General features: G+C 73.0%; 21 protein-coding genes. 14 read left to right on the forward strand and 7 right to left on the reverse strand.

Annotation, left to right across the window (positions count from 1 at the left end; translation table 11 throughout):
- Positions 1-10 precede the first annotated feature (10 nt).
- The 8 genes from AC067A_RS27475 (at position 11) to AC067A_RS27510 (ending at position 8426) form a co-directional block, all read left to right on the forward strand.
- Positions 11-964: a helix-turn-helix transcriptional regulator gene (locus AC067A_RS27475; protein WP_479245166.1), complete on the forward strand. Its 954-nt coding sequence runs from the start codon at positions 11-13 to the stop codon at positions 962-964.
- A 52-nt stretch (positions 965-1016) separates the two neighbouring features.
- The gene (locus tag AC067A_RS27480; protein WP_017241699.1) at positions 1017-1280 is read left to right on the forward strand and encodes a CpXC domain-containing protein; all 264 of its coding nucleotides are present in this window, start codon (positions 1017-1019) and stop codon (positions 1278-1280) included.
- 13 nt (positions 1281-1293) lie between these two features.
- Positions 1294-1491, forward strand: a complete 198-nt coding sequence (locus AC067A_RS27485) for a hypothetical protein (protein WP_479245167.1) — start codon at positions 1294-1296, stop codon at positions 1489-1491.
- A 186-nt stretch (positions 1492-1677) separates the two neighbouring features.
- Positions 1678-1965, forward strand: coding sequence for a Sec-independent protein translocase subunit TatA (tatA, locus tag AC067A_RS27490; protein WP_479245168.1), 288 nt, complete (start codon positions 1678-1680; stop codon positions 1963-1965).
- A 104-nt stretch (positions 1966-2069) separates the two neighbouring features.
- Positions 2070-2969 (forward strand): twin-arginine translocase subunit TatC, encoded by a 900-nt coding sequence (gene tatC / locus AC067A_RS27495; protein WP_479245215.1) that lies wholly within the window; start codon positions 2070-2072, stop codon positions 2967-2969.
- 223 nt (positions 2970-3192) lie between these two features.
- Entirely contained in the window at positions 3193-6018 is a 2826-nt protein-coding gene (locus AC067A_RS27500) for a DEAD/DEAH box helicase (protein WP_479245169.1), read from the forward strand.
- 170 nt (positions 6019-6188) lie between these two features.
- Positions 6189-7577, forward strand: coding sequence for a cytochrome P450 (locus AC067A_RS27505; protein ID WP_479245170.1), 1389 nt, complete (start codon positions 6189-6191; stop codon positions 7575-7577).
- Between the two features lie 45 nt (positions 7578-7622).
- Positions 7623-8426: a methyltransferase domain-containing protein gene (locus AC067A_RS27510; RefSeq protein ID WP_479245171.1), complete on the forward strand. Its 804-nt coding sequence runs from the start codon at positions 7623-7625 to the stop codon at positions 8424-8426.
- A 33-nt stretch (positions 8427-8459) separates the two neighbouring features.
- Here AC067A_RS27510 and AC067A_RS27515 read toward each other — a convergent pair whose 3' ends face one another.
- Together AC067A_RS27515 and AC067A_RS27520 are read right to left on the reverse strand one after the other, a co-directional pair.
- Complete coding sequence (locus AC067A_RS27515; protein WP_479245172.1) at positions 8460-8918, reverse strand: ABA4-like family protein; 459 nt, start codon at positions 8916-8918, stop codon at positions 8460-8462.
- Positions 8915-9895 (reverse strand): hypothetical protein, encoded by a 981-nt coding sequence (locus tag AC067A_RS27520; RefSeq protein ID WP_479245173.1) that lies wholly within the window; start codon positions 9893-9895, stop codon positions 8915-8917. Before AC067A_RS27520 ends, AC067A_RS27515 begins: the two co-directional genes overlap by 4 nt.
- Before the next feature lie 180 nt (positions 9896-10075).
- Here AC067A_RS27520 and AC067A_RS27525 point away from each other — a divergent pair, with 180 nt between their 5' ends.
- Positions 10076-10669 carry a MerR family transcriptional regulator gene (locus AC067A_RS27525; protein ID WP_479245174.1) on the forward strand — a complete coding sequence of 198 codons (594 nt, stop codon included), beginning with the start codon at positions 10076-10078 and terminating at the stop codon, positions 10667-10669.
- A 71-nt stretch (positions 10670-10740) separates the two neighbouring features.
- Here AC067A_RS27525 and AC067A_RS27530 read toward each other — a convergent pair whose 3' ends face one another.
- Together AC067A_RS27530 and AC067A_RS27535 are read right to left on the reverse strand one after the other, a co-directional pair.
- Positions 10741-11574 carry a siderophore-interacting protein gene (locus tag AC067A_RS27530; RefSeq protein ID WP_479245175.1) on the reverse strand — a complete coding sequence of 278 codons (834 nt, stop codon included), beginning with the start codon at positions 11572-11574 and terminating at the stop codon, positions 10741-10743.
- Positions 11575-11657: 83 nt separating this feature from the next.
- Positions 11658-12563: a 5'-3' exonuclease gene (locus AC067A_RS27535; protein WP_479245216.1), complete on the reverse strand. Its 906-nt coding sequence runs from the start codon at positions 12561-12563 to the stop codon at positions 11658-11660.
- A 285-nt stretch (positions 12564-12848) separates the two neighbouring features.
- On the opposite strand from AC067A_RS27535, the gene AC067A_RS27540 reads away from it, so the two are divergent.
- From AC067A_RS27540 to AC067A_RS27555, 4 genes are all read left to right on the forward strand, one after another.
- Positions 12849-13925 carry a quaternary amine ABC transporter ATP-binding protein gene (locus tag AC067A_RS27540; RefSeq protein WP_479245176.1) on the forward strand — a complete coding sequence of 359 codons (1077 nt, stop codon included), beginning with the start codon at positions 12849-12851 and terminating at the stop codon, positions 13923-13925.
- A complete protein-coding gene (locus AC067A_RS27545; protein ID WP_479245177.1) occupies positions 13918-15726 on the forward strand; it encodes an ABC transporter permease/substrate binding protein in 1809 nt (602 codons plus the stop codon). Before AC067A_RS27540 ends, AC067A_RS27545 begins: the two co-directional genes overlap by 8 nt.
- A 184-nt stretch (positions 15727-15910) precedes the next feature.
- On the forward strand, positions 15911-16468 hold the full coding sequence (locus tag AC067A_RS27550; RefSeq protein ID WP_479245178.1) for a helix-turn-helix domain-containing protein: 558 nt from the start codon (positions 15911-15913) through the stop codon (positions 16466-16468).
- 56 nt (positions 16469-16524) lie between these two features.
- On the forward strand, positions 16525-17274 hold the full coding sequence (locus AC067A_RS27555) for a helical backbone metal receptor (RefSeq protein ID WP_479245217.1): 750 nt from the start codon (positions 16525-16527) through the stop codon (positions 17272-17274).
- Here the strand turns inward: AC067A_RS27555 and AC067A_RS27560 are convergent.
- Positions 17201-18382, reverse strand: coding sequence for a TDT family transporter (locus AC067A_RS27560; protein ID WP_479245179.1), 1182 nt, complete (start codon positions 18380-18382; stop codon positions 17201-17203). The two genes, AC067A_RS27555 and AC067A_RS27560, sit on opposite strands and share 74 nt — an antisense overlap.
- A gap of 70 nt (positions 18383-18452) precedes the next feature.
- On the opposite strand from AC067A_RS27560, the gene AC067A_RS27565 reads away from it, so the two are divergent.
- The gene (locus tag AC067A_RS27565) at positions 18453-19511 is read left to right on the forward strand and encodes a LysR family transcriptional regulator (RefSeq protein ID WP_479245180.1); all 1059 of its coding nucleotides are present in this window, start codon (positions 18453-18455) and stop codon (positions 19509-19511) included.
- A 71-nt stretch (positions 19512-19582) separates the two neighbouring features.
- Here AC067A_RS27565 and AC067A_RS27570 read toward each other — a convergent pair whose 3' ends face one another.
- Together AC067A_RS27570 and AC067A_RS27575 are read right to left on the reverse strand one after the other, a co-directional pair.
- On the reverse strand, positions 19583-21217 hold the full coding sequence (locus AC067A_RS27570) for an amidohydrolase (RefSeq protein WP_479245181.1): 1635 nt from the start codon (positions 21215-21217) through the stop codon (positions 19583-19585).
- Between the two features lie 317 nt (positions 21218-21534).
- Positions 21535-22212 (reverse strand): TetR/AcrR family transcriptional regulator, encoded by a 678-nt coding sequence (locus tag AC067A_RS27575; protein WP_479245182.1) that lies wholly within the window; start codon positions 22210-22212, stop codon positions 21535-21537.
- Between the last annotated feature and the right edge of the window lie 61 nt (positions 22213-22273).

Consider the following 22273-nt stretch of genomic DNA (forward strand, 5'->3'; position numbering starts at 1 on the left):
GACGAACCGCATGGCTGCCAACGCGATCGACCAGACGAGGCGGATGCTCTCCCTCGTCACCTACCTCCGCGAGCGCCCCGGCGCCCACGTCGCCGACGTCGCGCGCGCCTTCGGGATCACCGAGGACGAGCTGATCTCCGACCTGGACGTGCTGCCCATGTGCGGCACCAGCTTCCGCGGCGGCGACCTCCTCGACATCGACACCGACGGCGACCGCATCTGGTGGCACAACCCGGACGACGTCGCCGCGCCGCTGCGGCTCGCCGCCGACGAGGCCACCGCCCTCCTCGTCGCCGCCCGCGCCGTCGCCACCCTGCCCGGGCTCCGCGAGAGCGACCGGGAGGCGCTGCTCCGCGCCACCGCCAAGCTGGAGGCCGCCGCCGGCGAGGCCGCCGGGGCCAGCTCCCGGCTCTCGGTCACCTTCGAGTCCGAGGGCGGCGTCTTCGCCGAGGTCGACCGGGCCATCTCCGAACGCCGGCGCCTCTGGGTCCGCTACTACTCGCCCGCCCGTGACGAACTCACCGAGCGCGAGGTCGACCCGATCCGGCTCTTCGCCGTCGGCCACACCTACATGGAGGCGTGGTGCCGGCTCTCCGAGGCGCGCCGCACCTTCCGCCTCGACCGCGTCGTCGAGATCCGCATCCTCGATGAGGCCGCCGCGCCGCCGGAACTGGAGCTGCGCGACCTCTCCGAGGGCCTCGTGCAGCCGTCCGCCGACGACCCCGAGGTCGTGGTCGAGGTGGGGCCCGGGGGCCGCTGGGTCGCCGAGTACTACCCGCACGACCGGGCCGACGAGCTGCCCGACGGCGGACTGCGGATCACGCTGCGGACGCCGGACCCCGCCTCGCTGCGCAGGCTCGCGCTCCGGCTGGGCAGCGACGGGCGGATCGTGGCGCCGGCCGACCTCGCCGACAGCGCCAGGACGGCGGCCGCGGCCGCGCTCGCCGCGTACGAGGGAGTGTGACGGTCCGCGCGACCGCGACGCTGTTACTGACGTACCGAAGGTGCAGAGAGAGATGAGGGAAGTGTCCGCGATGCACGGTCTCACGGCGACGATCGCCCCGGTCCTCTTCAAGGCCGCCTGCCCCGACTGCCGCTCCCGCTTCGAACTCTCCGCGAGCGCCCTGCGGCTGGCCATCGGCGCCAGCCGCCGCACGACCTTCTACTCCTTCACCTGCCCCGAGTGCGGAAGCTCCGTCCGCAAGCCCGCCGGCGAGCGCATCGTCGAACTGCTCACCGGCGGCGGGGTGCGTACCCTGCGGCTCCACACGACGGTCTGAGTAGGCTCAGCACATGTTCTGGCCCATGCTCGCCATCGCCCTCGGATTCCTCGGGATCGCCGTCCTCGGCGTCCTCGCCGTCAAGGTCTTCGTCGAAGTCCGGCGCCTCGGGCGCCAAGTGGCGCACACCACAGAACGGATCAGCCGGGCGGCCGAGGAGCTCGAAACCGCCGCCGTGGGCCTGGCCAGAACGGGGGAGACACTGCGCTGAGCCCGTGCCGTACCCTGCGTGAAAGGGCCCCCACCCGGGTTCGTGCCACGAAATCGGGAGTATGCAAGGGCATTGCCCTGCGTTTACTCCTGCGGGTTACGATCGCAGGCAGCGCGGTGGTAGGACGCATGTCCGACCCGCCGGGCAACCGCACTCCATGTCGCCTCGGTGAAGAAGGTAAACGCTATGGGTAGGCTCGGCCCCACCGAGATCATTCTGATCCTCGTCGTGATCATCCTCCTGTTCGGCGCCAAGAAGCTTCCGGACATGGCGCGCTCGCTGGGCAAGTCGGCCCGCATCCTCAAGAGCGAGGCCAAGGCGATGAAGTCGGACGACCAGCAGAGCGCCCCCGCCGACCCGCCGCACGCGGGCACCGCACCGCAGGAGCCCGCGCCGCGCACCATCCAGGCCGCTCCCGGCGACGTGACCAGCTCGCGCCCGGTGGCCGAGCCCTCGGACACCACCAAGCGCTGACCCGGTCCGCCGCGGCCGCCGCACCGGGCGGCGGCTGCCGCACGAGATGAGGACGTGGGTTGCCCAAGTCTGCCCGCAAGCAGGAGAAGGATCCCGAGGGTCGGATGCCCCTCGTGGAGCACCTGCGTGAACTCCGCAACCGACTGGCGAAGGGTCTCCTCGCCATCGCAGCGGTGACGATCGTGGCCCTCGCGTACAGCGAGGAGCTGATGCAGTTCCTGACGAAGTCGGTGCCCACCTGCGCACCGAACGTCACCAGTGACGGCGGCAACTGCGCGATCGTCTCCTTCAACACGCTGATGGCTCCCTTCAGCACGACGATCCAGCTGTCGCTGACGGCCGGTCTCGTCGTGGCGAGCCCGGTGTGGCTCTACCAGCTGTGGGCGTTCGTCGCGCCCGGGCTGCACAAGAACGAGAAGAAGTACACGTACGCCTTCGTGGGCGCGGCCGTGCCGCTGTTCGCGGCGGGCGCCTACCTCGCGTACCTCATCCTCCCCGTCAGCGTGAAGGTCCTCATCAGCCTCACGCCCGCCGGCTCGGCGAACATCCTGTCGCTGAACGACGTCCTGGACTTCACCCTGCGCATGGTGCTCGTCTTCGGCCTCGCCTTCGAGCTGCCGCTCGTCCTGGTGATGCTGAACCTCACCGGGGTGCTCACCGGTCGCCGGATGGCCGGCTGGTGGCGCGGCGTGATCATGGGCGTCTTCGTGTTCGGCGCGGTCATCACCCCGACCACCGACCCGGTCGGCATGATCGCCCTCGCGGGACCGATCACGGTCCTGTACTTCGCGGCCGTCGGCTTCTCCCTCCTCAACGACCGGCGACGCCGGCGCGGCAACCCCGACGCCGAACTCGACGACGACGAGGCCTCCGCGCTCGACCTCACGCCCCAGGCCGTCGGCGCCGTCGAACCCGTCACCGCCGCCCGCGCCCTGCCCGAGCAGGCCACCGGTGAGCACGGCGGCAGCGCGCACCGGCTCAACGGTTACGACGACATCACCTGATCTCGTAGGGTCCCCCGGACTCGGTCCGGGGGACCCCGACGCCCCGAGGCCCCCGGCTGCGCCGACGGGGAGCCCCTGGGGTGCCGCCGCTCGCCGTGGAGTGCGTCCCCGGAGCCCTGCGCGTCCTCGCCCCCGTCGGGACAAGGCCCGGAACCCAAGGCTCCGCATCCCCTCGATAAAGATCGCGTCACTGTCACAGGTGGCGGGTAGGCTCGACAACAAGATGACAGAGGACCTCACACCAGCCCAGGCGTACGCGGCCGCCCGCGCCCGCAACGCCGAGCAGCGCACCGCACTGGCACCCTTCCGCGAGCTGTACGAGTTCGGACTGGACCCCTTCCAGATCGAGGCGTGCCAGGCTCTCGAGGCGGGCAAGGGCGTGCTCGTCGCCGCGCCCACGGGCTCCGGCAAGACCATCGTCGGCGAGTTCGCCGTCCACCTGGCCCTCACCCAGGGCCGCAAGTGCTTCTACACGACGCCCATCAAGGCGCTGTCGAACCAGAAGTTCGCCGACCTCGTCAAGCGGTACGGCCCCGACAAGGTCGGACTCCTGACCGGCGACAACAGTGTGAACGGCGACGCGCCGATCGTCGTCATGACCACCGAAGTCCTCCGCAACATGCTCTACGCCGGATCCCAGGCCCTCTCCGGCCTCGGGTACGTCGTCATGGACGAGGTCCACTACCTCTCCGACCGCTTCCGCGGCGCGGTCTGGGAGGAAGTGATCATCCACCTCCCCGAATCCGTCACGCTCGTCTCGCTCTCCGCGACCGTCTCCAACGCCGAGGAGTTCGGCGACTGGCTCGACACCGTCCGCGGCGACACCGAGGTGATCGTCTCCGAGAGCCGCCCCGTGCCGCTCTGGCAGCACGTCCTCGCCGGACGCCGGATGTACGACCTCTTCGAGGAGGAGACCGACCACGGCGGCCGCGGCTCCTCCCGCCGCGAGGTCAACCCCGACCTGATGCGCCTGGCCCGCACGGAGAACACGGCGTACAACCCCCGCGACCGGCGCCGCGGCAAGATGGTCCGCGAGGCCGACCGCGAGCGCGAGCGCCGCCAGCGCTCCCGCATCTGGACCCCCGGCCGCCCCGAGGTCATCGAACGCCTCGACGCCGAGGGGCTCCTGCCCGCCATCACCTTCATCTTCAGCCGCGCCGGATGCGAAGCCGCCGTCCAGCAGTGCCTGTACGCCGGACTCCGGCTCAACAACGACGAGGGACGCCGCCGCGTCCGCGAGATCGTCGAGGCGCGCACCGCCGCCATCCCCACCGAGGACCTCCACGTCCTCGGCTACTACGAGTGGCTCGAAGCGCTGGAGCGGGGCATCGCCGCCCACCACGCGGGCATGCTCCCGACCTTCAAGGAAGTCGTCGAGGAGCTCTTCGTCCGCGGGCTCGTCAAGGCGGTCTTCGCGACCGAGACCCTCGCCCTCGGCATCAACATGCCCGCGCGGTCCGTGGTCCTCGAGAAGCTCGTCAAGTGGAACGGCGAACAGCACGCCGACATCACTCCCGGCGAGTACACCCAGCTCACCGGCCGCGCCGGCCGCCGGGGCATCGACGTCGAGGGCCACGCCGTCGTCCTCTGGCAGCGCGGCCTCGACCCCGGCCACCTCGCCGGACTGGCCGGCACGCGCACGTACCCCCTGCGCTCCAGCTTCAAGCCCTCGTACAACATGGCGGTCAACCTCGTCGACCAGTTCGGCCGGCACCGCTCCCGCGAGCTCCTCGAGACCTCCTTCGCCCAGTTCCAGGCCGACCGCTCCGTCGTCGGCATCTCGCGCCAGGTGCAGAAGAACGAAGAGGGACTCGAGGGCTACCGCGAGGGCATGACCTGCCACCTCGGCGACTTCGAGGAGTACGCGCGGCTCCGCCGCGACCTCAAGGACCGCGAGACCGAACTGGCCCGGCAGGGCGCCGCCCAGCGCCGCGCCCAGGCGGCCAACTCGCTGGAGAAGCTCAAGCCGGGCGACATCATCCACGTGCCCACGGGCAAGTTCGCCGGCCTCGCCCTGGTCCTCGACCCCGGCATCCCGGCGGGCCGCACCAACGGCCACCGCGGCTTCGAGCACCACGACGGCCCGCGCCCCCTCGTCCTCACCGCCGAGCGGCAGGTCAAGAGGCTCGCCTCCATCGACTTCCCCGTCCCGGTCGAGGCGCTGGAGCGGATGAGGATCCCCAAGACCTTCAACCCGCGCTCCCCGCAGTCCCGTCGCGACCTCGCCTCCGCCCTGCGCAGCAAGGCCGGGCACATCAACCCCGAGCGCCACCACAAGCAGCGCTCCGCCGCCGCCGACGACCGCGAGATCTCCCGGCTGCGCACCGAGCTCCGCGCCCACCCCTGCCACGGCTGCGACGAGCGCGAGGACCACGCCCGCTGGGCCGAGCGCTACCACCGCCTCCAGCGCGACACCCAGCAGCTGGAGCGGCGCATCGAGGGCCGTACCAACACCATCGCCCGCACCTTCGACCGGATCGTCGCGCTCCTCACCGAACTCGACTACCTGCGCGGCGACGACGTCACCGACAACGGCAAGCGGCTCGCCCGGCTCTACGGCGAACTCGACCTGCTGGCCAGCGAATGCCTCCGCGACCGCGTCTGGGAGGGCCTCACTCCGCCCGAACTCGCCGCCTGCGTCTCCGCCTTGGTGTACGAGTCGCGTCAGGCAGACGACGCCGTCGCGCCCAAGCTGCCGACCGGAAACGCCAAGGCGGCACTCGGCGAGATGGTCCGCATCTGGGGCCGCCTCGACGCCCTCGAAGAGGAATTCAAGATCAACCAGGCCGAGGGCGTCGGCCAGCGCGAACCCGACCTCGGCTTCGCCTGGGCCGCCTACCAGTGGGCCTCCGAGAAGAGCCTCGACGAGGTCCTCCGCGAGGCCGAGATGCCCGCCGGCGACTTCGTGCGCTGGTGCAAGCAGGTCATCGACGTCCTCGGGCAGATCTCGGCGGCCGCGCCCAGGGAGAACAGCACCGTGGCGAAGAACGCCCGCAAGGCCGTGGACTCGCTGCTCCGCGGAGTCGTCGCCTACAGCTCCGTGGGCTGACGGCCCGTCGCATTCCGGAGGGGCCCGTGGCGTTCGCGCCGCGGGCCCCTCCCGCGTACCGTCCGCGGGGAGTTGTCCACAGGTCGTCGTCCACAGGGCTGGCGCGGGGGACGGCCCTTCCGCTTGCATGGACTCGTACACACGCACAGGGAGTTGGGGAGGGGACGTACGTGACCAGGCAAGCCGGTCCCGACGCCGGGACACGCGCGACGCAGCCGACCGCGACCATCGCCGAAGGCCCCCGGGGAGTGCCGCTCCTCGGCAATCTGCCCGCCTTCGGCAAGGACCCCCTCGCCTTCTTCGAGCAGCTGCGGGAGCGCGGCGACTTCGTCCGCTGGCGCTTCGGCCGGGGCCCCGCACTCTTCATCGCCCACCCCGACACGATCGGCGAGCTCCTCACCGAGGTCGAGCGCACCTTCGACCAGCCCGACCTCGGCATCGCCTTCCGCACCCTCCTGGGCAACGGCGTGGTCGTCGCCAAGGGCGCCGACTGGCGGCGCAAGCGCTCCCTGGTCCAGCCCTCGGTCCGCCCCAAGCAGGTCCGCTCCTACGCCGCGACGATGGCCGAGTGCGCCGTCGCCCTCGCGGACCGCTGGGCCGACGGGCAGCGGATCGACATCAAGAAGGAGATGGCGGCCCTCACCCAGCTCATCGCCGTCCGCACCATCTTCGGGGTCGACACCGCGGCGGACGCCGAATCCATCGGCTGTGCCATGGACATCGCGCAGAAGGAGATCGGAGCCGAGTTCAGCGGCATCGGAGCCGTACTCCCCGACTGGGTCCCCACCCCCGGGCGCGCCCGCATCAAGCGCGCCACCGCCGTCATCGACGCCGAGGTCTCCCGCGTCGTCGACCGCCACCGCGACGGCGACACGGAGCGGCCCGACCTCCTCAGCCGCCTCCTCGCCGCCCGGGACGAGACCGGCGCCCGCCTCTCCGACCGGGAGATCCGCGACGAGACCGTCACGCTCTACATCGGCGGCCACGAGACCACCAGCTCCACCCTCGTGTGGGCCTGGCACCTGCTCTCGCGCAACCCCCGGGTCCGCGACGCCCTCACCGAGGAACTCGACCGGGTGCTCGCCGACCGCGAACCCGGCTACGACGACTACGCCTCCCTTGCCTACACCCAGGCCGTCGTCAAGGAGACCCTCCGCCTCTACCCCACGATCTGGCTCATCACCGGCATCGCCAAGGAAGGCGCCACCCTCGGCGGCGCTCCCGTCCCCGCCGGCACCCGCGTCTGGTCGAGCCAGTGGGCCACCCACCGCGACCCCCGCTGGTACGGCGACGCCGACGCCTTCCGTCCCGAGCGCTGGCTCACCACCGGGGACGGCGAACCGGCCGAGCAGATACCCGAATACGCCTGGTTCCCCTTCGGCGGCGGCCCCCGGGTCTGCCTCGGCACCCGCTTCGCCCTCGTCGAGGCCGTCCTCGTCCTCGCCGTCCTCGCCCGCCGCTACCACCTCGACCTCACCACCGACGACATCCGCCCCGTCCCCAGCCTCACCCTCCAACCGGACCGCGACGTCCACGCCACGGTCCGCGCCCGCGGCTGACACACCGGAGGCGGTCGTCGGCCGACGGTTGGCTATCGTCGCCGGATGGCTCAAGATCACGAGAAGTTCGACACCGCGATGGCCACCTGGCAGGAATGGCAGGAGGCCCCCTGGGGCCGCCTCCGCTACACGCTCGCCGAGGTGAACGTGGCGCGCCACCTCGACGGCGGCCCGGGAGGCGGGCCGCTGCGGATCCTCGACCTCGCCGGCGGCGACGGCGGGGACGCGCTGCGGCTCGCCGCGCGCGGCCACCACGTCACCGTCGTCGACCACGCCCCCGCCATGCTGGCCGCCGCCGGGACCCGTGCCGCCGCGAGCGGCCTGTCGGACCGCGTCACCTGTATCCGGGCCGATGTGGCCGCCCTGCCCGCGGACATCGCGGCCGGGGGCTTCGACGTGGTCCTGTGCCACAACCTCCTGCAGTACGTGGACGACGTTCCCGGCACCCTCGCGGCGTCCCTCGCCCCCCTGAAGGACGGGGGCCTCTTCTCCCTGATGGCGATCAACCGCCACTCCGCGCCCCTGAACATCGCCGTCCGGCAGCTCGACCCCGCCGCGGCCCTCGCCGCCCTCGACGCCGACCTCCTCCGCAACGAGATGTTCGATTCCGAACTCACCCTGCACACCGCGGAGGAGATCACCCCCCTGCTCGAGGACCTCGGCTGCGCGGACGTCCACCACTACGGCATCCGCAGCTTCTGCGACTACCTCACCGACGACTCCCGCAAGTACGACCCCGCCTACTACGCCGACCTCGAACGCCTCGAACTCGCCACCACCGCCCGCCCGCCGTACATGCACACCGCCCGTCTCTTCCAGCTCACCGCCCGGAAGCGGGCCACCGCCTGACGGGAGCGGCTCCTCGGGCGGCTCGGCATCCGGTCATGCGGGGGCAATGGGAGAGAGGGCCCCGGGCCGGGTGACGCGGCGGGTGTAGAGGGTGCGGAGGACGAGGAAGAGGGGGAGGGCGAGGGGGGACAGGAGGATGGTGAGGACGAGGAGGGGGGACATGAGGAGCGGGGGGATGGCCAGGCGGCGGGACTCGCGGTACATCCACTGGCCGAGGAGGAGGTCCCAGGCGAGGACCTGGGCCCAGAGGGCGGCGGCGCCGTTCGCGAGGACGGTGAGGTCGCGGAAGGCGTCGATGTCGGGGCTGGTGACCGCGGTCCAGAGTTCGGGCAGGACGGGGACGGCGAACACGGCCCAGAGGGCGAGCAGCGGGAGGACGGTGAAGGGGGAGGCGGCGACGCGCTCGGTGATCCGCAGGTGAGGGGCGAGGATCATGAGCAGCCAGACCGGCGCCGCCAGGAAGAAGGTCAGTTCGAAGAGGACGCCGGTCATGCCGAGACCTCCTCGGCGGGCTTCGGAGCCGGGGCCGGAAGGGGGGAGGCGGGCGTGGTGCGGAGGGACAGCGCGGCGGCCACCGCGGTGAGCAGGGCGATCGCGGCAGCGGTGGTCAGCGTCGCGCCGTCCGGGGAGAACAGGGCCTGGCCGCGCAGCGCCTGCCAGGTCAGGAGGACGAAGGCCGCGGCGTAGGCGCCGGCCGCGGTGACGGTGAGGCGGAGGCGTACGCGTTCGTCGGCGAGACGGCCGAAGCGCGGGGCGAGCGCGGCGAGGACGAGCAGCAGCAGCGGGAGCAGCTGGAGCGCGTGCATGCCGAGGAAGTGCGGGATGCGCAGGTCGCCGCCGGTGGTGGACCAGCCGGTCAGCGGCATGGACGGGCCGCCGTCGGGGACTCCGACGCTGTGGGCGCCGTTGAGGGGGGCCTCGTCGACCGCGAGTTGTTCGGAGGTCGGACGGACCATCAGGAACCCGACGGCGGCGCCCGCCAGCGCGATCAGGGAGGACAGCCGGACGGCCCAGGCGGTGGCGCGGTCCAGGATCCGGGCGCGCAGCAGGAGTACCGCGATGGTCAGGGCGCCGAGCCACAGCACGGCGACCGTGGCGCCCATGATCTGGAAGACGGCGGCGTCGAACGGCGTCGCCTGGTTGAAGTGGCTCTGGGTGCCGCGGGCCACCTGGAGCGTGATGAGGGCCATCTCGACGGCGCCGGTGACGGTGACCACCGTGCCGGCCCACCAGCCGATCCGGTGGGCGCGCGGCAGGGGTGCGAGCAGCGAGAGCATCCAGGCGAGCGAGAGCCCGTACGCGATGAACGACAGCGAGAACTTGAGGGGCTTGGTCCAGATCGGCACGCCGACCAGGACCCGGTCGTCGGCGACCAGGCCGACGGCGGAGACGAGGGCGAGGACGCCCATCGAGGCGGCGAACCAGACCAGCGGCCGGTGCAGGCGGATGAGCGGGTGCAGTAAGGACATGTGATCCCCCGTGGGAAAGCCGTGACGGTACGGACGAACGAGATATGGATAGTGGCACTAACCGCTATCTGATAGCGCCACTATCTATGATGGAGGTGCCGGTCGGCAAGACCGGAGAAGGATCGGGAAGGTGAACACGCTTTGCGCATCGGAGAGTTGAGTCGCAGGACCGGAGTGTCCGTGCCGACCGTCAAGTTCTACGTACGGGAAGGGCTGCTGCCGGCCGGGGAGTTGACGAGCCCGAACCAGGCCTCGTACGGGGAGATGCACGTGAAGCGGCTCCGCCTGATCCGGGCGCTCCTCGACGTGGGCGGCATGTCGATCGCCGAGATCCGGTGCGTCATCGAGGCGGTCGACGACCCCGACCGGCCGGTGCACGAGGTGCTCGGCACGGCGGCCAGCCGGATGGTGCCGCGCCACGACCGCGAGCCGGGCGCCGGGATCGAGGAGGCGCGGCGGAAGGTCGACGAGCTGATCACCGCGCGCGGCTGGCACACGGTTCCGAGCAACCTGGCGTCAGAGGCGCTGGCGACGGCGCTCGCGGCGCTCGACGAGGTCGGCCACGGCGCCTTCGCCGAGGTGCTGGACGTGTACGCGGACGCGGCGGAGCGCGTGGCGCGGGCGGACCTGGACTACGTGGCGCGCAACGTGGCGCGCGAGGAGCTCGTGGAGAGCACGGTCGTCGGCACGGTCCTCGGCGACGCGATCTTCTCGGCCCTGCGCCGGATGGCCCATGTGGACGCCTCCGACCGCATCTTCGGGGAGGCGAAGTAGGAAGCCGCCGGGATCCGGAAAAGGGGCGGGGCGGGTGCCGTCGGCACCCGCCCCGCCCCCGAGGGCGGGCCTCAGCTCTCCTGCTCGCGCTCCACCTGCTCGTTCCACTCGCGCTTGATCGCGCGCCAGGCCTCGTCCGACTTGCCCAGGCGCCAGTAGCCCGAGATCGACAGGCGCTCGCGCGGCACACCGCGGTCGAGGCGGAGGTGGCGGCGCAGGTCCTTCACGAACCCGGCCTCGCCGTGGACGAAGGCGTGGACGTCGCCCGCCGGGAAGTCCAGGGTCCGGACGGCCTCGACCAGCGCCTCACCGGCCGGCCGGTCACCGCGGTGCAGCCAGGTGACGTCCACCCCCGCCGCCGTCGAGAGCTTCTGCTCCTCCGCCGCGTCGGACACCTCCACGAACGCGTGCACCCGGGCGCCGGACGGCAGTCGCTCCAGGGCCACCGCGATCGCCGGCAGCGCGCTCTCGTCGCCGACGAGCAGGTGCCAGTCCGCCGACGGGTCCGGCGCGTAACCGCCGCCGGGGCCGAGGAAGCGCACGGTCTCGCCCGCCTGGGCGCGCGCGGCCCACGGGCCGGCCAGGCCCTCGTCGCCGTGGACCACGAAGTCGACCGTCAGCTCGCGCTGCACCGCGTCCCACGCCCGCACCGTGTACGTGCGGGTCGTCGGCCACTGCTCCCGCGGGAACTCCGCCCGGATCCGCTCCATGTCGAACGGCTCCGGGTAGGTGACGCCGTCCGGGGCGAAGAGCAGTTTCACGTAGTGGTCGGTGTACTCGTCGGCCTCGAAGGCGTCGAGTCCCGGGCCGCCGAGGACCACGCGCACCATGTGCGGCGTGATCCGCTCGGTGCGCACCACGCGTGCTTGGGTGGCCTTGGGTGCCTTGCGGGGCTGGTCTGCCACGAGGGTCTCTCCTGACTCTGCGAACTTAGGTATGCCTAAGCTAGCACCTCGGGACGACGCGCCCCAGTGGGTATCCGGCCCCGTCAGCGCTCCAGGACTGGGAGCAGCCGTCCCACCGCGCCGCCGAGCCCCCAGCGCTTCACCAGCGCGTCCAGGGCCGCCGGGTCGCGGGGAGCCGAGGGCAGCGCCGGGTCGAAGTCGGGCAGCGGTACGTCCCCGGCGACCCGGACGACCGTCGGAGCCACGTCCAGATACGCGGCCGCCTCGACGATCCCGCGCCGCTTGGCCGGCGTCAGCTTCGACGTCCGGTCCTCCGCCGCCGCCCGCACCCCGGCGAGGTCGCCGTACTCCGTGACGAGCTGCGCCGCCGTCTTCTCGCCGATGCCCTTCACGCCCGGCAGCCCGTCGCTCGCGTCCCCGCGCAGCGCCGCGAAGTCCGCGTACTGGTCGGGGCGTACGCCGTACTTCGCGCGGATCATCTCCGCGTCCACCAGGTCGCAGTCCCCGACGCCCTTGCGGGGGTACAGCACCCGCACCCCGCGGGCGTCGTCGACCAGCTGGAAGAGGTCCCGGTCGCCCGTGACGATGTCGACGGGGCCCGAGGCCCGCCCCGCCAGCGTCCCGATGACGTCGTCCGCCTCGTACCCCGCGGCCCCGACCCGGGCGACGCCGAGCGCGGCGAGGACCTCCTCGATCACCGGCACCTGCGGGGACAGGGTGTCGGGGATCTCCTCCTCGTCCGGGCCGGTCTCCGTCACGACCGCCACCCGGTGCGCCTTGTACGACGGGATGAGGTCCACCCGCCACTGCGGCCGCCAGTCCTCGTCCCAGCAGGCCACCAGGTCGTCGGGGCGGTGGTCCTGGACGAGCCGGGTGATGAAGTCGAGCAGCCCGCGGACGGCGTTCACCGGCGTGCCGTCCGGCGCGCGGACCGAGTCCGGAACGCCGAAGTAGGCGCGGAAGTACAGGCTGGCGGTGTCGAGGAGCATCAAACGTCGGGTCACCCGACCGATCATGCCGCACACCACCGACAGACCCCCCGGTGACCGACGGGCGCGTCCTCCGGCGGTACGTCCCGAGCCGTGTCGTGACCCGTGTCACCTTTGCGTTTGCACCCGGTGGGGCCGGGCAGGCGGCAGCCCGGAGCGGACCCGGTACGGGATTCAACAAAGAAGTCCTCGTACGCGACGGGCCGCGGGCCGATCCCGCCCGCTCCACGGCCCGGCCGCGCGGGGGTGGCGGGGCCGTTCTTCATCGCTACCCGTGAGGTGTATGTGTCCAGGCTCCAGGCCGACCACCTGTACAAGGTGTTCGGCAGACGACCCGACGAGGCCGTCCGCAGGCTCGCCGACGGCGCCGACCGTGAGGAACTGCGGGCCGAGGGCACGACGGCGGCCGTCGTCGACGCGGGCTTCACCGTCGAACCCGGCCAGATCTTCGTCGTGATGGGCCTGTCCGGATCCGGGAAGTCCACTCTCCTGCGCATGCTCAACGGCCTGCTCGAACCCACCGCAGGCCGGGTCCTCTTCGACGGCCGCGACCTCACCGCGCTCTCCCCCCGCGAGCTCCGCGACGTCCGCGCCCGCAAGATCAGCATGGTCTTCCAGCACTTCGCGCTGTTCCCGCACCGAAACGTCCTGGAGAACGCCGCGTACGGCCTGGAGGTGCAGGGCGTCCCGCGCGCCGAGCGCGAGACCCGCGCCGCCGAGGCGCTCGAACTCTGCGGCCTCGGCGGCTGGGAGAAGTCCTGGCCCGACGAGCTCTCCGGCGGCATGCAGCAGCGCGTCGGCCTGGCCCGCGCGCTCGCCACCGACGCCGACCTGCTCCTCATGGACGAGTCGTTCAGCGCGCTCGACCCGCTGATCCGCCGTGACATGCAGGACCAGCTCCTCGTCCTCCAGCAGCGCCTGAAGAAGACCATCGTCTTCATCACCCACGACCTCAACGAGGCCATGCGCCTCGGCGACCGGATCGCCGTCATGCGCAACGGCCGGATCGTCCAGCTCGGCACCGCGGAGGACATCCTCGTCCGCCCCGCCGACGACTACGTCGCCTCCTTCATCCAGGACGTCGACCGCTCCCGGGTGCTCACCGCCTCCGCCGTCATGACGGACGGCGCCCCCGCGGCCGACTGTCCCGACGACTGCGCCTGCCGGGCCGTCGGACCCGACACGCTCGTCGCGGACCTGTGCGCCGTCGCCGCCCTGGCCCCGCACCCGGTGGCCGTCGAGGACTCCGACGGCACCGTCCTCGGAGTCGTACCGCCGGAACGCCTCCTCGCCGTCATGGGCGGTGGCGTTGCGACGGACGCCCCGTCGACCGGGGTGCGGGAGGTGGCCGCCCGTGCCTAGGCTCCCCCTCGGCGAGTGGGTCGACAGCTCGGTCGACTGGCTCCAGGCGCAGTTCTCCTGGCTCTTCGACGCCGTCAGCACCGGCGTCACCGGCCTGTACGACGGCATCGACACCGTCCTGTCCGCTCCTCAGCCGCTGCTGCTCGCCGGCATCCTCGCCGTCGTCGCCTGGTGGCTGCGCGGCCTCGCCGCCGCCGTCCTGGCGTTCGCCGGGTTCTGCCTCGTCGACTCGGTGCAGCTGTGGGACGAGGCCATGGCGACGCTCTCGCTCGTCCTCGTCTCGACCCTCGTGACCCTGGTGATCGCCGTACCGCTCGGCATCTGGGCGGCCCGCTCGAAGACGGTCAGCGCCGTGCTGCGGCCCGTCCTGGACTTCATGCAGACCATGCCGGCGATGGTCTACCTCATCCCCGGCATCATCTTCTTCGGCGTCGGTGTCGTCCCCGGCATCATCGCCACGATCGTCTTCGCGCTGCCGCCCGGCGTCCGGATGACCGAGCTCGGCATCCGTCAGGTCGACGGCGAACTCGTCGAGGCAGCCGAGGCCTTCGGCACCACTCCGCGCGACACCCTGCTGCGCGTGCAGCTGCCGCTCGCCCTGCCGACGATCATGGCCGGCGTCAACCAGGTCATCATGCTCGGCCTGTCCATGGTCGTCATCGCGGGCATGGTCGGCGGCGGCGGACTCGGCGGCGCGGTCTACCGGGCCATCGGCAACGTCGACATCGGCCTCGGTTTCGAGGCCGGCGTCTCCATCGTCGTGCTCGCCATGTACCTGGACCGGATGACCGGCGCGCTCGGCCGCCAGGTCTCCCCGCTGGGCCGCCGCGCCGCGGCCAAGGCCCGCGCCGCGCTGGGCGCGAAGCGGCCCGGGGCCAAGCTGTGGGCGCACCGCCCGCAGCCCGTCACCGCCCTGGTCGGCGTCGTCGTCCTCGCCCTCGTCGCGGGCGGCACGGGCTTCCTCGGCGGCTCCGGCGGCGCGGCCTCCGCCTCCGGCCCGAACGGCGGCCAGGGCAAGAAGATCAGCATCGGCTACATCCCCTGGGACGAGGGCATCGCCTCCACGTACCTCTGGAAGGAACTCCTGGAGCGGCGCGGCTACGAGGTCGACACCAGGCAGCTGGAGGCCGGGGCCCTCTACACCGGCCTGGCCGGCGGCCAGCTCGACTTCCAGACCGACGCCTGGCTGCCCGTCACGCACGAGCAGTACTGGGCCAAGTACCGGAACAAGCTGGAGGACCTCGGCTCCTGGTACGGCCCCACCTCGCTGGAGCTGGCCGTCCCCTCGTACGTGAAGGGCGTCGACTCGCTCGCCGACCTCAAGGGCAAGGCCGGGCAGTTCAAGGGCCGCATCGTCGGCATCGAGCCCAGCGCCGGAATGATGGGCATCCTCAAGGACAAGGTCCTGGACGACTACGGCCTGAAGGGCGAGTACCAGGTCGTCGACGGCTCCACGCCCGGCATGCTCGCCGAGCTGAAGCGCGCGTACGACCGCAAGGAACCGGTCGTCGTCACCCTCTGGTCGCCGCACTGGGCCTACTCCCAGCACGACCTGAGGAAGCTCGCCGACCCCAAGGGCTCCTGGGGCGAGGGCGACGGCGTCCACACCCTCGCCCGCAAGGGATTCGCCGCCGAGAACCCCGAGGTCGGTGCCTGGCTGAGGAACTTCGAGCTGACCGAGAAGCAGCTCACGGACCTCGAGGCCGTGATCCAGGAGACCGGCAAGGGCAAGGAGCAGCAGGCCGTCCGCACCTGGCTGGACCGCAACCCCGGCCTGGCGGACAAGCTCGCCCCGAGGTAGCCGTCGGAACCCGTCCCGAGGACGGTTCGTGACTCCTGTCCGAAAAGGGGTGGTCGCCGAGTGTGCTCGGCGACCACCCCTTTTCCACACGACGAGAAACCCCGCCCCAAAGCTGCGTAAGGTTCAGGTAACCGACCGGTACACCGGTCCGAGGACCGTGACGGGTACGAGGGAGGGAGCCGACATGGACGAGAAGGAATCACCCCGTGTGGGCGCGGCCGTCAAGAGGCGCCGCAGAGCGCTCCAGCTCACCCTGGCCGTCGTCTCCTCCCGCAGCGGCCTCTCCGTGCCCTTCCTCAGCCAGGTCGAGAACGACCGCGCGAGACCGAGCCGCCGCTCCCTGGAACTCGTCGCCGAGGCCCTGGAGACGACGGCCGGCGAGCTCCTCGCCGCCGCCGAGGCCTCCCGCACCGTCGACGTCGTGCGGTTCGGGGACCGCGCCGAGGACCCCGCACTGCCCTCCGGCATCCGGCAGCTCGTCCGGGGCCGCCACCAGCTGCACGCCCTGGAGTTCACCGGCGAGCAGGACGCCGGACGCGAGTTCCAGCACCGCAACGACGAGCTGCTGTACGTGGCCGACGGCGCCGCCGAGGTCGAGGCCGAGGGCCGCGCGTACCGGCTCGGCCGCGGTGACACCCTCTACCTCTCCGGCGGGGTACGGCACCGCTGGCGGGCCACGGAACCCGGCACGCGGCTGCTCGTCGTCGCCGTCGCCGAGCACGTCGAGGCCGAGGAGGAGTGAGCGCCCCCGACGACGACGCGGCGAACGTGCCTGCCGGCCCCCGCGGCCCCGGCCTGATCGGCAGGACGCCCCCGAGGGTCGTCTCCCTCGTCCCGTCCCTGACCGAGGCGGTCGCCGTCACCCTGCCCGGCGTCCTCGTCGGCGCGACGGACTGGTGCAGCCACCCCGCGGACCTCGACGTCGTGCGGATCGGCGGCACCAAGAACCCCGACGTCGCCGCGATCGCGGCACTCCGGCCCGACCTCGTCCTCGCCAACGAGGAGGAGAACCGGGCACCCGACCTCGCCGCGCTGCGGGCCGCCGGCATCGAGGTGCTCGTCACCGAGATCCGCACCCTCGACCAGGGACTGCGGGAGCTGGCGCGGGTCCTCGCCGCGTGCGGCGCGCCCCGCCGGCCCGGCTGGCTCGACGACGCCGAGGCCGCCTGGGAGGCCGTGACACCGGTGGGACCCGCACCGGACGGGGCGCCGCTGACCGCCGTCGTGCCCATCTGGCGCCGCCCGTGGATGGTGGTGGGACGCGACACCTTCGCCGGCGACCTGCTCGCCCGGCTCGGCGTCCGCAACCTGTACGGCGACCACCCCGAGCGCTATCCGCGGATCCCGCTCGACGAACTGCGGGCCACCGCCCCCGACCTCGTCGTCCTGCCCGACGAGCCCTACCGCTTCACGCCCGACGACGGCCCCGAGGCCTTCCCCGGGACCGCCGCCGCGCTCGTCGAGGGGCGCCTGCTCACCTGGTACGGGCCGTCACTGGCCGAGGCCCCGCGGGCGCTGGCCCGGGACCTGCGAGCAGCGTTCCGCTGATCAGCCCGCGCGCGGTGTGGAATCCGGCCACCAGCCAGGCCGCGACGAGGAACGCGTACAGGCCGATCGCGAGCCACCGGAAGGCGGCGAGGCCGGTGTGCTGGGCGAGCCCCCCGGCGCCGGTGACACAGGTGCCGACCGGGAAGGTGAACGCCCAGAAGGTCATCGCGAAGCCCATGCCCTTGCGCCGGGCCCGCAGCACCATCGCCCCCGCCAGCGCCAGCCACAGCAGCGCGAAGCCCATCACGGGGACCCCGTAGAGGACGGCGAAGGCGGCGAAGCCGTGGGCGTAGGGCTCGGGCAGCACGCCCGGGGCCGCGTCGGCGAACTTGTTCGCCGCGGTCGTCGACTGCCCCAGCGGGCCGAGGACCAGGAAGAGGGTCGGGGTCAGCGCGAGCGGCAGCGGGCCGCCGGTGACCAGCCGCCCGAAGACCAGGGGCAGCATCACCAGGGTCGCGAGCAGACTGACGCCGAACATCGCGTAACAGGCGATCAGCAGCGTCTGCTGGGCCTGCCCGGCGGGCAGATGGGGTACGAGGAGCGGGCCGAGGGCGGCCGAGACCATGGGCGCGACGACCGGAAGCAGCCACACCGGGGACGCGCTCTCGATCCGGTGGTGCACCACCATCAGGTACGGGACGGCCACCGCGGCCACCAGGCCGACCACCGTGCCCACGGTGAACAGGACGGTGTCGAGGGCGAGCGCCGCCGGGAGCCCGATCCAGTCCAGGCCCACGGTCACGGCCCCGCCGCCGACCGCGAGCAGTGCCATCGAGAGGCACCCGTAGAACGGCGCCACGGCCGGGTCCAGGAGGTGGGCGCGGGCCTGGTCCGGATGCCGGGCCCAGTGCAGTGCGCGGGCCGCGAGCAGGGCGGTCAGCATCGCCAGCGACAGCACCCACACCGCCGTGCAGGCCGTACGGAGACCCGGGACGCCCACCGGCAGCGTCGCGCCCGCGGTGGCGACGATCGCCGTTCCCATCACGGAGGCGTACCAGTTGGGTCCGAGGTGACGGACGGAGCGGGCCGGAGCGGTCGGCCGGGCGCCGGGGGTGGTGGCGAGGAGGGCCGGACGGGGGGCCGAGCGTGGTGTTGCGAGGCTTGCCATGCCTCCACCGTCGTCCCCTTCCGCCGCCCCCACCAGGGATCATGCGGCTATGACGTCATAAGCTGGCTTTATGAGCAGGGAGACGCGCGGCCCGCGAGAGGCCGACGGGGGACGCGGGACACACGGACGCCAGGGCGCACGTGAGCCCCACGGGGAGCAGGGTGTGCGCGGGGCCCAGGGGGAGCAGGGTGTGCGCGGGGCACAGACGGAGCACGGTGGTGAGCCGCGGGGGCATCTCTCCCACCGGGTGCCGGACCTGGGCGCGCTCGAACTGCTCCTCGCCGTCGCCCGGCACGGCAGCCTGGGCGCGGCGGCTCGCGAGGTGGGGATCACCCAGCCCGCCGCGAGCAGCCGGATCCGTTCCATGGAACGGCAGCTCGGGGTGGCCCTCGTCGACCGCTCGCCACGCGGCTCGCGACTCACCGACGCGGGCGCGCTCGTGACCGACTGGGCCCGGCGGATCGTGGAGGCGGCGGAGGCCTTCGACGTGGGCGCGCAGGCGCTGCGCGGACGCCGGGACTCGCGGCTCAGGGTGGCCGCCTCCATGACGATCGCCGAGTACCTGCTGCCGGGCTGGCTGATCGCGCTCCGCACCCAGCGCCCGGACACCGCCGTGTCGCTCCAGGCCGGGAACTCCGCCGCCGTAGCCGAACGGCTCTTCGCGGGCGACGCCGACGTCGGCTTCGTCGAGGGCCTCGCCGTGCCGGACGGCCTCGACGGGGTGGTCGTCGCGCGCGACCGGCTCGTCCTCGTCGTCGCCCCCTCGCACCCCTGGGCCCGCCGCCGGGGCGCCCTCGACCCGGCCGAACTCGCCGCGACCCCGCTCGTCCTGCGGGAACGCGGTTCCGGCACCCGGCAGGTCCTCGACGCGGCGCTCTCCGGCCACGGCGGCCTCGCCCAGCCGCTGCTCGAACTCGCCTCCACCACCGCGGTCAAGGCCGCGGCGGTGAGCGGAGCGGGCCCCGCCGTGCTCAGCGAGCTCGCGATCACCGAGGAACTGGCCTCGCGCCGCCTCGTCGCCATCCCGGTGGACGGCGTCCTCCTCCGCCGCGACCTCCGCGCGGTGTGGCCCGCCGGCCACCGCCCGACGGGCCCGGCGCGCGACCTGCTGTCGCTGACACGGGGCTGACCCCCCCGTCGTGGGCAGGCGTTCCGCGGGCGCGGAACACCTGCCCCCGCACCGGGCGTGCGGCCGTGCGGTCAGAGATCCGCAGCCCGGAACGTGATCCGGCCGTCCACGACGGTGAGGCGGACGGGGACGTCCGGAAGGTCCGTCGACGGCGTCGTGAGCGGGTCGGCGGCGAGGACCGTCAGGTCCGCGCGGCAGCCGGGGGCGAGGCGGCCCGCCTCGTGCTCCTCACCGGCGGCGTAGGCCGGCGCCGTCGTCATGCCGCGCAGCGCCTCGAGGGGGGTGAGGGCCTGCTCGGGCCCGTGCGGCGCCTGGGCGAGGTCGCGGCTGGGGCGGCGGTGACGGGCGCCGGCCATCACGCCGAGCGGGGGGAACGGGGCGATCGGCCAGTCGGAGCCGAGGACCACGGTGGCACCGGAGTCCGCGAGGTCGCGGCACCGCCAGGCACGCGAGGCGCGCTCCTCGCCGAGGCGGCGCGACCAGTTGTCGGTGTGGTCGGCGCGGGTGAAGTCGCAGCAGTGGGTGGGCTGCATCGACGCGAGGACGCCGAGTGCGGCGAAGCGGCGGAGCGTGTCGTCCGGCACCGTCTCGATGTGTTCGACCCGGTGCCGCACCGCGTCCAGGCGGCCACCGGTGGCCCGTGCCTTCTCGACGGAGTCCAGGACGTGCCGGACGGCCGCGTCGCCGATGGCGTGGGTCGCGGTGGCCACGCCGGCCCGGTGCAGCTCGCCCACGATGCGGGTGTACGCGGCGGGGTCCGGCCAGAACGCGTGCGTCGACTCCCCGTGGCAGTCGGGGCGCTCCAGCCACGCCGTGCCGTTGTCGACGGTCCCGTCCATGAAGAGCTTCACGCCCGCCACCCGCCACAGCGCCCCGCCCGTGCCCTGCTGCTCGATCAGGCCGCGCACGCCGTCCGCGTCGGTGCCCGGCTGGCACCAGGGCGCGACCCGCAGCCGCAGCGGAAGGTCGCCGGCCGCGTCGAGCTCCCCGTACAGCGCGAGGCTCTCGCCGTTCGCGTCCATCGCGTGCCCACCGGTCAGTCCGGCCGCCGCCATGGAACGCAGCGCCGCCGCGAGCCGCTCACGGCTCTCCTCGCGCGTCGGCCGCGGCGCGACCCGCTCGACGAGCTCGCAGGCGGCGTCCTCCTGGAGGAGACCGGTCGGGCGCCCCGCCGCGTCGCAGACGACCTCGGCCGACGCCTGGTCGAAGGAGCGCGGCCCGTCGATCCCGGCGAGTTCGAGCGCGCGGCGGCTGGCCAGGGCCGAGTGGGCGTCGAAGAGCAGCAGGAACGCGGGGATCCCGTCCAGCACGGAGTCGAACGGGGCGATCCCCACCGGCAGGCCGCCGAAGACGTTCGGGTCGAGGCCCCAGCCGAACAGCCACTCGTCGCGCCCGAGGGACCGGGCCTCCCGCGCGAGCGCCGCCCGTACGTCGTCGAGGCCGGCGCAGTACGACAGGTCGAGCCCGTGCGTCAGTTCCGCGCCCGAGACCGGGTGCACGTGCCCGTCGACGAGCCCGGGTGTGACCACGGCCCCCTTGAGGTCGACGACCGTCGTGGCGGGACCGGCCGTCGCCCTGATCTCCCGGTCGTCGCCCAGGGCCGCGATCCGGCCGTCGTCGGAGACGGCGAGCGCCGTCTCCGGCAGGAACGCCCCCGTCCCGGGGTCGAGCAGCCGGGCGGAGAGCAGGACGAGTCGGGTGCGCACGGGGGACTCCAGGGGTGCGGAAACGGGGGAGGGAGGGAGGGAGGGAGGTGAAGGGCGGGAGGGGGAGTGAGGTGAAGGGGGAGGCGGCGGGCCCGGTCGGCGCCGGTTCACACCAAGGTGGAAGGGGATCCGGGGCGCCGACCGGGCCTACGGGCACCGCGTACCGCGAGGATCCGACGGGCCCACGGGTCACGCGGGATCTGCCGGCTGCCGGGCCGCCCGGGCCCTCGGGCCACGTGGGATCCGTCGGCTGCCGAGCCGCCCGGGCCCTCGGGTCACACGGGATCTGCCGGCTGCCGGGACGCCGGCCCCTCGGGTCAAGCGGGATCCGGCGGCTCGGCGGCCGGCGTCGGCTCCGTGAGGGGTGGGGCCTCGGTGAGGGTTCCGTACGGCAGGCCGAGGACGCGTTCCGCCGTGGTGACGGCCATGCGGGTCACGGCCTCGGGGCGGTTGCTGCGGTCGGTGTTGGCGTGGGCGCCGAGGCCGTCGAGGACCACGAGGATCTGGATGGCGGCGGCGCGGGGGTCGTCGGTGCGGAACTCGCCGCTGTCGACGCCCTCCTGGATGACCGCCTGGAGGCGGTCGTCGGAGGCGAGCTCCTGCTCGGCGACGCGGTCGCGGAGGACGGGCCGGTAGCGGCTGAGGTGGCGCGCGTTGATCCACAGACGGCTGATGTCGTCGTACGCGTCGCCGGCGGAGAGGGCGAAGTAGCGGGCGAGGTACTGCGTGGGGGTGCCGTGCGGCCGCTCGGCGGGCAGCAGGGCCTCGAGCTCGCCGGTGGAGGCCACGCTGAAGGCCTCGGCCACCAGGTCCTCCGCCGAGGGGAAGTAGTGGCTGATCAGGCCGGGCCGCACGGCGAGCTCGTCGGCGATCCGGCGGAGGGTGACGCACTCGAGCCCCTCCGTCAGGGCGACGCGGGCCGCGGTCTCCACGATCTCGGCCCGCCGGGCTTCCGGGGATTTCCGGATTCGCTTGCGCTGGACGCTTGACGACATACCCGGGATGTTATTGAGTGTGCGACCAATAAGCAACCAGGTGGGCACCACACGCATCCGG

The organism is Streptomyces sp. NPDC043176, assembly GCF_056436715.1.

Coding starts and splice junctions, on each gene's coding strand:
- AC067A_RS27475 (WP_479245166.1), top strand. CDS start 11: ATGGCTGCCAACGCGATCGACCAGACGAGGCGGATGCTCTCCCTCGTC.
- AC067A_RS27480 (WP_017241699.1), top strand. CDS start 1,017: ATGAGGGAAGTGTCCGCGATGCACGGTCTCACGGCGACGATCGCCCCG.
- AC067A_RS27485 (WP_479245167.1), top strand. CDS start 1,294: ATGTTCTGGCCCATGCTCGCCATCGCCCTCGGATTCCTCGGGATCGCC.
- tatA (WP_479245168.1), top strand. CDS start 1,678: ATGGGTAGGCTCGGCCCCACCGAGATCATTCTGATCCTCGTCGTGATC.
- tatC (WP_479245215.1), top strand. CDS start 2,070: ATGCCCCTCGTGGAGCACCTGCGTGAACTCCGCAACCGACTGGCGAAG.
- AC067A_RS27500 (WP_479245169.1), top strand. CDS start 3,193: ATGACAGAGGACCTCACACCAGCCCAGGCGTACGCGGCCGCCCGCGCC.
- AC067A_RS27510 (WP_479245171.1), top strand. CDS start 7,623: ATGGCTCAAGATCACGAGAAGTTCGACACCGCGATGGCCACCTGGCAG.
- AC067A_RS27515 (WP_479245172.1), bottom strand. CDS start 8,918: ATGACCGGCGTCCTCTTCGAACTGACCTTCTTCCTGGCGGCGCCGGTC.
- AC067A_RS27520 (WP_479245173.1), bottom strand. CDS start 9,895: ATGTCCTTACTGCACCCGCTCATCCGCCTGCACCGGCCGCTGGTCTGG.
- AC067A_RS27535 (WP_479245216.1), bottom strand. CDS start 12,563: ATGCTCCTCGACACCGCCAGCCTGTACTTCCGCGCCTACTTCGGCGTT.
- AC067A_RS27550 (WP_479245178.1), top strand. CDS start 15,911: ATGGACGAGAAGGAATCACCCCGTGTGGGCGCGGCCGTCAAGAGGCGC.
- AC067A_RS27560 (WP_479245179.1), bottom strand. CDS start 18,382: ATGGCAAGCCTCGCAACACCACGCTCGGCCCCCCGTCCGGCCCTCCTC.
- AC067A_RS27565 (WP_479245180.1), top strand. CDS start 18,453: ATGAGCAGGGAGACGCGCGGCCCGCGAGAGGCCGACGGGGGACGCGGG.
- AC067A_RS27575 (WP_479245182.1), bottom strand. CDS start 22,212: ATGTCGTCAAGCGTCCAGCGCAAGCGAATCCGGAAATCCCCGGAAGCC.